Here is a 9,301-nt window from a genome sequence, read left to right on the forward strand (position 1 = left end):
TTGTTATCGTAATATATTTAATTGTTAAAAATTAGTAAGCCCATTTCAGATATATTGCTCCCCAAGTAAATCCGCCTCCGAAAGCAGCTAAAATAATATTATCACCTTTTTTGAGCTGATTTTCATAATCTTTTAAAGCCAAAGGAATGGTAGCCGACGTTGTGTTTCCGTATTTGTGAATATTTACCATAACTTTATCTTCCGTCAAACCAATTCGTTCTGCTGTAGCATCAATGATTCGTTTATTTGCTTGGTGTGGTGTTAACCATTGAACGTCTTCTTTTGTTAGTTTATTACGCTCCAAAATTTCGGCAGCAACACCTGACATTCCTGAAACGGCATACTTAAAAACCGTTCTTCCGTCTTGATATACAAAGTGTTTTTTATCTTTAATATCTTGTTCAGTTATAGGGTATACCGAACCACCCGCTTTTATGTGCAAATAGTTTCTCCCTATCCCATCGCTTCTTAAAAGTTCGTCTTGAATGCCTAAGCCCTCATAATTAGGCTCAAAGAGTGCAGCTCCGGCACCATCTCCGAATATGATACAGGTAGCTCGGTCGGTATAATCAATAATAGATGACATTTTATCTGCACCTATTAGAAGAACTTTTTTATATTTTCCTGATTCTATGTATTTTGACGCTACGGAAACCCCATACAAAAAACTTGAGCAGGCTGCCTGTAAATCAAAAGAAAATGCATTTGTAGCTCCAATTTCAGATGCTACGTAAGGTCCTGTCAATGCCACTGGCATATCGGGTGTTGCCGTAGCAAGAATTACCAAATCTATTTCCTTGGGATCTAATCCTTTTTTATTGATAAGATCTTGAGCTGCCTTAATCGCCAAATATGATGTTCCCTGAGCTTCTTCTTTTAGAATTCTTCTTTCTTTAATACCAGTGCGTGTATAAATCCATTCATCATTGGTATCTACCATTGTCTCTAACATTGCATTTGTCAATACAAAATCAGGCACATAACCTCCTATTGCTGTTATTGCAGCAGTTATTTTTGTCATAATAATGTAAAAATTGTATGATACTTATTCAAAAAGTACTGTATAAAGTCGGGCAAAAATACGCAATTATTATTTAGTTTTCTAAAAAACACCTCTTTTTATTAAACGTATTCTTCTAAAAACAATCTTTTCTCAAGAATTTTGCTCAAAAAAATATAGTAAATTCTTGTTTATAATAACTGATTTCTCAGCACCAAACGACCCGCAAAGTTATGAAAAAAACATATCATTTGCTAACAAATAATCAATTTAATTTCAAAATCCATAACTTAAACGACTCAAAAAAGAAAACCTCACAAAACATATCTGCAAGGTTTTCTTTCTTTAAAAACAATTTCAAAATAGAAAAATCTATTTATCGAATAAAATGCATCAACATTGACCAATTAGCTCAACCATAACTTTTGTATTTGTCAATTGTTCTGTGTGATGTTACTCTTTCGGAATTACCAATTTAAATCCTTTCCCGCGAAGGACAAGACTTTCTGCCCGAATTTCTTCAACATAAAGGCGATTTGTTCCGTTTGAAATCCCGAGAAAATGCTCTCCTTCCGGATAAATTTCTGCCTGAATTTCAGCGTGTTCTCCCTGAACCAAATTTCCAACAGAAGCTATCTTCAAGGCTCGTTGTATGGTATGGGATTGCGTTTGTACTTTTCCATATGGATTAACTCCCGTTGCCATCCAAACTCCCACTCCTTTGCGTTTGACTACCATTTTGGGAGTAATTTGGCGGGAAATCGTTCGTCTTGTATTGTCGTAGTAGCCAAAAATTTGCGAATCTCCACCGGATTTGGCAATTACTTTTAACTGCTTGGTTTCAACCCCTTGTGCAGAAATCCGAACAATTGCCTCTCCCTCGTAACGGGCGAACATCTCCAAAATTTTTGTGCTTCCATTCCATTTATAGAGCAAAATTCCGTCAGGGTCATCCACTTCCAATGTAGGTTCGTCGCCTCCACCGTCTATGCTCACAAACTTGCTTTCTTCGTTAGGATAAATTTGTACTATTTCCTGACTAATACTTATATCAGGAGGAATCACATTGATTTTCAAATGAGCCTTTTTGTCGTGTGAAATTACCGTTGCAAAAGTTTCTCCCTCAAACAATCCCTTGATTTTGAGCGTATCTTGATGTACCGAGGCTTGTGCCACTCTGGAATTTTCAATATTCACGGCAAACTTTTCATTTCCACCCGAAAGCAAAATATATCGCGTGGTTTGTTTATTGACCGAAACCTCACTGAGCGACTGCTCGTCCTGTCCGATTTTTATTTCGGGAATTGCATTTTGATTTTCTTTCTCGCACGAAGCAAAAAGCCCCAAAATGGCAATACTTATAATGGATTTGATTATATATTTCATAACTAACTGATTTTATTTCATTTATTATTTAACTTCCAAATCATATTCTATTTCCCATTGGCGGTCAGCAGCCTCAACTATGATGATTTTTAATTTCTGCTTCCCTTTCTGCGGAAAGCTAAATTGGTGTCCGTTGGGTTGTACTTTTTTTCCGTTTACAAAATAAGTAATTTGGGCAGAAGTATCAGCCAAATCATTGTAAAACAAATCGATAGTCTGCGGACAAGTACCATCATCATTGAGCGTACGCAGATGCGGAACACGTCTTACGTCATTGATATCGTACCGCATTGATTGAGTTGTTCCCGTAATATTATTAGTATACTCGGAAGTACTTCCTCCTTTTACGGCTCTTACTTTGAAAGTATAATTGGTTTTCGGCTCCAAATCTCGCACTAAAAACGAATTGGTTGCAGTACGTTGCGGAGCTTGTGTACCCACCACAACTTCCCATTGTAATCCGGGGTTAGCTTCCTTATCCCACGAAAGCAAGGCTTCCCGTTGGAAAGTCTGAACCTGAAAACGAGTTGGAACGGATAACTGTGTATTTCCTCCGCCTGAATCGTTTTTGTACACTAATGATACATCATCAATCAAAATGTAGCCACTCTCACTAGAACGACTCATTACAAAAGCTACTCCCATTTTGGTAACTCCAATAGGTACAGTAAGTTCCACCTCTCGTTTTTTCCATTCTGTAGCATTGGGAGTTACTTTCCCTTCAGAATCTCTTTTTATGGGATTTGAGTCATTGGCACTACCATACCAACTTATTACAAGTTCCATATTTTCACGAGTCATTGTTCCTTTATACCAATACGTCAGCAAATAAGTTGCTCCTTCTTGAACATCAATAGCCGCCGATTTGTAATTGTTATCAATCACGTAAAATTGACTTGCATTGGCATACAACTTAGGACAATATTTCCCCGAACGTGCCTGTTCATAACCGTATTTATCATTTCTAAAAAATGACCCCCACGAAAAACTCCAATTTTTAGGTTTATCATCAGAGATATATTCTTCAAACCCACCGTTAGGGATTAAATTTTGCTGTGCTTGGGCAATCCACGAAAGTCCCAAAAGCAATGTTACAAGTATTCGTTTCATATTTTATTTATTGTATTTTCTGATTGCTGTTGCTTGTTACTTCTCGATACATTTTTCTTCCGCTATCGCTACAGAAAAACACTCGAACTGACGAACTATCCTTAATTTTTTACCTTTTTATTTGTTCTATCGAAATACCAAAAGGTTTTCCTACCTGCTCGGCAATGTACTTTAAAGAGCCTTGCGTTTGAGCATTGGAGAAAAGACGGTCTTTATCCCATAATCCGTTTCCGAGTAGAAATTGTTGCAAAAGATGTTGTATTTGCTCCCGAGAATAATAAGGTCCTCCTTGCGGATTTCGGGCAAATTGCAAAGCATAAACAAGCCCATAAGCTCTTGAAATAAAAGGAAATGCGTATCCGCCTCTTTCATCTAAGTTGGCAAGGGTATTTTCTCCAATTAGTATGTTCATCGTACGTATGGCAATAGCTCGTGAGAGTTCCTCCCGAATGATGTGAAGATGTTGCTTCATATCCTCGTAGCGGTATCGTTCCAATTCGATGCGTCCTTGCACAAATGCGTTAAAAATACGCACTTCACTGTTTTTGAGCAAAGGAATACCTTCGGCACGTACCAGCGGACGTAAGAAAGTATAATATCCGTACGCCAAATCCCAATGATGCTCCAATTCGGTGTAATTTCGTCCGGGCGGAAGCACAACATCTTCGTGTTTTTTTCGAAGCGTTTCATTGTTAAGAAAACTTTCGTCAAGATGATAATTCAACGCCTTGTCCAAATAAATTGCTCCAAAAATTGCATATCTGAATGCCTCTGCCACCACGATTCCTTTTTCGTCGGCAAAAGCCAAATTCACATCACCAATGTTGTTGCCTATATAACCTGTTCGCCCTTGTCGTAGTGCCTGTCGCCGAGTGTCGGAAGGACTCTCTGTGCCATACCCTCCAATTCGGGCGGAAGTTTTGATAAAATCGGTCAAATCTTTTTGAATCGCTTCCCGATTGGCTCGATGCAATTCCGATTTGGCAACTTCTTCATTAGGCTTTAAATGGCTGTAAACCCCATCGTTATAGTACCTGAAAGCTACCTGATAATCTGCCTGATTCATTATCCTCGCTTCTTTCAAATAGCTGTTGTACAATACATCTAACGGTTCTTTAAGCAAATTGCATTCCAATAAATCCACACTGCTACTTCCATTGCGGGAGAAGCTGTATTTGTATTCGGGCGGAAGCGGTTCCAAATATGCCGATTCCACCGTTTCGCCTTTGTTACAGGCAACAAGCATTAAAAGCATTGTAAATAACGTATATCTTTGCATTTCATTTTGTTTTTACTCTTTCCTTCTTTTTAAGTGAATCATATTTTGATTTATATTTCATTTTGAAATGGCGACTTAGCTTTTGCCATAAACAAAATTAGTTTTTGAGGCATTGCCAACCACGAAGTGCCATCGTTTTTTTGTTTGGTGTGCCAAACGACTTCGCCTTGAGGATATTCCCACATTGTTACATCCGTTTCAAAGCAAAAAGGCGGAATCCACAATAATTTTATCTCACCATCGCCTTCCCAGCCTGCTTCCAAAAATAATTCTTTCACTACTGAAACATAACTTTCTGCATCTTCCAAAAACTCAGATGGAGAAACCAAAAAATGCAGATTATCAATATATTCATAACTTTCAATTCTAAAATTTCTAATTTCTTCTGGCGGATAATTTATCACCATTTTTTTATCTATCGTATAAGCCATATTTTTTCTATTTAAAACTCATATAAGAACTCCCAATAGTTTTTTATCCTCAGATTGATGTTCAACTGCCAAAATCATTTGCTTCTCTTCAAAAAAATGAAGGATAGATGTATGTTTTGGGGAAACAAATTCATTAACAATCTTTTCTTTTTGCAAAGAAAACTGCCAAATTTTGTTTTCTCCTATCAAAAATAATGATTTTTCATCTTGTGAAAGCATTATTTCAGTGAAATAATGTTCAAAATGATGTGTTTTTTGCTGTTTTTCCTCTGAAACAATTAAAATTTGACTCAAAGGTCTGAGCGTATCAGTACTCATTGCACCTGCTTTAAATTGCCCCAACTGAAAATAAAAATTGCCCCTTTTATCCTTTATACCGTTGTGAAAAGTTTGGGTTTCCAACACAGTTTCCAAGCTATTTTTCGGTAAATTATAGCGTTGTACAACTCCATTTTTTGAACTGAAAATCAAATAATTCTCCGCATTTTCTTTAATGATGTTACAGCACCAATCTTTTTTAGTAACTTTCTTTTGTAACATTTTGTTTTCCAAAAAATTAAATACTGAAATCGTTTTACCAGCATAATTCATCATCACCAAATTCCCTGTATCATCTCCTTGCATAAAAGAGGTGTATTTGGGTATGCCTTTATCAAATTTTTCTTCTATTTTCAGGAATTCTCGATTGATTTTCAGTATTTTATTATCTGTTATTGCAAAAATAAACTTGCCATCTGATGAAAAATACAGACAACGTATCATACTCCTTATCAACACATTCGCCGTTTCTTTACCTGAACTAAAAGAAACTCTACGCAGTCGCATTGAGCTATACATCGAAGTCCAGCCGTCTGCCAAGTAGAACTCATCAGGTGAAAAAGGATCGGCGGTTGGTTGTAAAATGCCAACGATGCTGTTTTTAAATGTCATTTCCCAAAGTATTTTCATATTTCTTGTGTCGAACTTAAATTAAGAAACTACGGCAAAATAATATACTCGCAATAAGGTTGCGGAATTTTGTTAGGACCTTCGCTATTTTGGTTTTGCTTTGTACCAAGAGCAGGAACTACCACCAAGCCGTCATCGGAAACCGCCGTGATACTTGCATTCACTCCCGAACCTCTGTCGCCAACTCCATTTACAGAAAGATACATCGGGAAACCGGATTTTACCTTATACGTGAACACAAATTCCTTGTCCTTTTCCATAATGAAATTCAACGAGTTATCAGAAGCATCGCTTCCAACGGTTTGTATCTTTTTATCCGCCGTAATGAACCGCACCACATAACGGGATTTTGTAGCGTTTCGTTCCTCTCGATACCTGCATCTGAGAGTGATTTCATATTCACGCTGATTATCAAGCGTTACCCCCGGATAACGATAATTCTGTAAAGCCTCATCGGGGTCGCACGTACGTATTCTCATATCTTCATAGACGTTTTCGGGCTTTTCGATGGGTTTAAACGGAAATAGCTTTTCGTAATCTTCCTCCGCAGGGTCGCTGTCCTTTACATTACAGGAAAAAAATCCGAGTAAACCTGCAAACAATATGTATTTTACATTTTTCATTTATCTAAAAATTTCTTTTTTTGATGTGATATTCAGTTTAATTTTAGATTTCAACTCCGTCACTTCGAGTGAATTTTATCTCCATTGCATTGCGATAAAATTTGTATCGAGAAGTGATTTCTTATATCCTAAAAAGTTCTCGATACGATTTGCTACGTTATACTTCGCAAATCACTCGAACTGACGAGTTACATTCTGCTTTACTTTTTTTATACATTCTCCATAAATGTATTTCTTTCTTTGAATCAACAATGTATTTAACTAATTATTCTATACTCTTACTTCCGTCACTTCGAGTGAATTTTATCGCAATGCAATGGAGATAAAATTTGTATCGAGAAGCGATTTCCTATATCCTAAAAAGTTCTCGATACGATTTGCTACGGCTTCGCTTCGCAAATCACTCGAACTGACAAGCTCAATTCTATCACTCTGTCAATACAAAACCTAATTTTCTTTATTAAATTTTTTCTTAGCTAAATTAGGTAAATCTTCATAATTTCCTTCTATCAATGCTTGTTTTTTCTTTTGTGACCATTTCTTAATTTTCTTTTCAAATTCAATAGCTTGATTTATATCCGTAAAAGTTGCATAGTAAACCAATTCTACGGGTAATCTGCTTGCCGTGTACGAATTAGGATACTTACCCGATTGATGCTCTTTTAACCTTTCACCCAAATTGGAAGTAACTCCCGTATAAAAAGTTTTATCCGAACATAATAAAATGTACACAAACGACTCCATATTTTATTTTACCAATTTTAAAAGTTCTTAAACCAACATCATTTATACCTACTCTCCATCACTTCGAGTGAATTTTATAGCAATGCAATGAAGATAAAATTTGTATCGAGAAGTAATTACACTTCCAAAAGTTCTCGATACGATTTGCTACGTTACACTTCGCAAATCACTCGAACTGACAAGCTACATTCTGCTTTACTTTTTTTATACATTCTCCATAAATGTATTTCTTTATTTGAATCAACAATGTATTTAACTAATTATTCTATACTCTTACTTCCGTCACTTCGAGTGAATTTTATCGCAATGTAATAGAGATAAAATTTGTATCGAGAAGCGATTTCTTATATCTTAAAAAGTTCTCGATACGATTTGCTACGCTACGCTTCGCAAATCACTCGAACTGACGAGTTACATTCTGCTTTACTTTTATTCTACCAATTTTCGCAATTCTTACATTTCTTCATCGGTAATTTCCGCCACAAAATAGGTGGGTTCGCCATCGGGATAAAGATGTTTGCTCACATACATTTCCCGTTTAAGAATCGCGTCATACACTTTCACCAATTCGCATACAAATTTATCACCCCGACGTTCAAAATCGCGAAAAATATACTTCTCCGTATAACGAAGCCCCGTGCGGAAGGTCAGCCCCTGCTCCGTTCCCACGTATCCCGAACCCAATCCGGTGCTTTCCTTGGCTATTCGCGGATTTACAAGGTCTGGTTTTTTATTGAAACGAAACAAATAGTACCGCTTTTCGATGATTTCTCTCAGAAATTGGTTATACTGAGGCGTTCCACGTGTACTACGAACAATCATATCGCTTTGAAAGAAAATACGACTTCCTTTGCGGATTACCACCTGCGGATTTTTCATCTGTTCGAAAATCTTTCGGTTTTTGTAAGATTCCGTAAGTGCATTATCGGTTGTATTGCGAGTATCTTCCCAATCAATTGGCGACTTCAATTTTTCAAAAACGACATACTCCCGAGCTGGTTCAATGTACGAAGCTGTTTTGAAAACCAAATTATTTTCAAAATCTCTTCCTGCGTACATAAAATCAGAGTTTCCTGAAAATCGGTCGTTTACCAAGTGATGAATGTAATTAAAGGTGGTGAAACTAAGCTGTGTAAAGGTGTTTTGCTTGATTTCAAACTCACTTTCTTTGGTTTCCACCATTGATTTACTGTCATAATCGGCACGCATTTGCACGGTTCCTTTATCATCAAATTTCATTAGGAAATAAAATCCGCCATAGCCGTAACGCTCACGAAACAAGGGGTCTTTTTCCAAAATTTCATCTTTGTTAGCAAACAACAGCGAATCGGTTTTCGGAAAATAAAGCACCTTCCAACCATACGGAGCTTCGGTCAGTTCTTTACGTAACGCCTTGATGTTCTGCAAATTTCTGTCAGAAGGCGATACTTCCGAAGGCTCCTCTTTCTTACAGGAAATCATTCCCACCAAAACTATCAAAAATAAATATCTTTTCATTAAAACTTAACTTTAAAATTCAATAAACATTTTCAGGTTGTGTTATAAAAAGTATGATGCTGGTTTTGATTGTCAGGCTGAGCAAAGTCAGCGAAGACTTGGAGCTGAGTATGTGCATTGAAGCCCTGTAATGATAAGGCTTCGACTACGCTCAGCCTGACAAAAACACTTCTTTTTTTAAGGGCATCATACTTTTTACATCACCTTCCATTTTCAAATCCTCAAAAAACGTCATACTATTTATTTTTTATTCCATACGGTCGCCTTTTTACTCCGTACCGAC

General features: G+C 36.8%; 9 protein-coding genes. All 9 read right to left on the reverse strand.

Features of this window, described 5'->3' with window-relative positions; translation table 11 throughout:
• Nucleotides 1-31 precede the first annotated feature (31 nt).
• Complete coding sequence (locus GN105_RS00230) at nucleotides 32-1,021, reverse strand: beta-ketoacyl-ACP synthase III (RefSeq protein WP_155283458.1); 990 nt, start codon at nucleotides 1,019-1,021, stop codon at nucleotides 32-34.
• 432 nt (nucleotides 1,022-1,453) lie between these two features.
• A complete protein-coding gene (locus GN105_RS00235; protein ID WP_155283459.1) occupies nucleotides 1,454-2,386 on the reverse strand; it encodes a hypothetical protein in 933 nt (310 codons plus the stop codon).
• 24 nt (nucleotides 2,387-2,410) lie between these two features.
• Nucleotides 2,411-3,496 (reverse strand): fibronectin type III domain-containing protein, encoded by a 1,086-nt coding sequence (locus tag GN105_RS00240; protein ID WP_155283460.1) that lies wholly within the window; start codon nucleotides 3,494-3,496, stop codon nucleotides 2,411-2,413.
• Between the two features lie 109 nt (nucleotides 3,497-3,605).
• Nucleotides 3,606-4,775, reverse strand: a complete 1,170-nt coding sequence (locus GN105_RS00245) for a DUF4856 domain-containing protein (RefSeq protein WP_155283461.1) — start codon at nucleotides 4,773-4,775, stop codon at nucleotides 3,606-3,608.
• Nucleotides 4,776-4,825: 50 nt separating this feature from the next.
• The gene (locus tag GN105_RS00250; protein ID WP_155283462.1) at nucleotides 4,826-5,206 is read right to left on the reverse strand and encodes a hypothetical protein; all 381 of its coding nucleotides are present in this window, start codon (nucleotides 5,204-5,206) and stop codon (nucleotides 4,826-4,828) included.
• An 18-nt stretch (nucleotides 5,207-5,224) separates the two neighbouring features.
• The gene (locus tag GN105_RS00255; RefSeq protein WP_155283463.1) at nucleotides 5,225-6,154 is read right to left on the reverse strand and encodes a hypothetical protein; all 930 of its coding nucleotides are present in this window, start codon (nucleotides 6,152-6,154) and stop codon (nucleotides 5,225-5,227) included.
• Between the two features lie 29 nt (nucleotides 6,155-6,183).
• Entirely contained in the window at nucleotides 6,184-6,777 is a 594-nt protein-coding gene (locus GN105_RS00260) for a hypothetical protein (protein WP_155283464.1), read from the reverse strand.
• A 447-nt stretch (nucleotides 6,778-7,224) separates the two neighbouring features.
• Nucleotides 7,225-7,521 (reverse strand): GIY-YIG nuclease family protein, encoded by a 297-nt coding sequence (locus GN105_RS00265; protein ID WP_155283465.1) that lies wholly within the window; start codon nucleotides 7,519-7,521, stop codon nucleotides 7,225-7,227.
• A gap of 453 nt (nucleotides 7,522-7,974) precedes the next feature.
• Complete coding sequence (locus GN105_RS00270; RefSeq protein ID WP_155283466.1) at nucleotides 7,975-9,018, reverse strand: DUF4302 domain-containing protein; 1,044 nt, start codon at nucleotides 9,016-9,018, stop codon at nucleotides 7,975-7,977.
• Nucleotides 9,019-9,301 lie beyond the last annotated feature (283 nt).

It is taken from the genome of Capnocytophaga felis (assembly GCF_009684755.1).
Classification (GTDB): Bacteria; Bacteroidota; Bacteroidia; order Flavobacteriales; family Flavobacteriaceae; genus Capnocytophaga; species Capnocytophaga felis.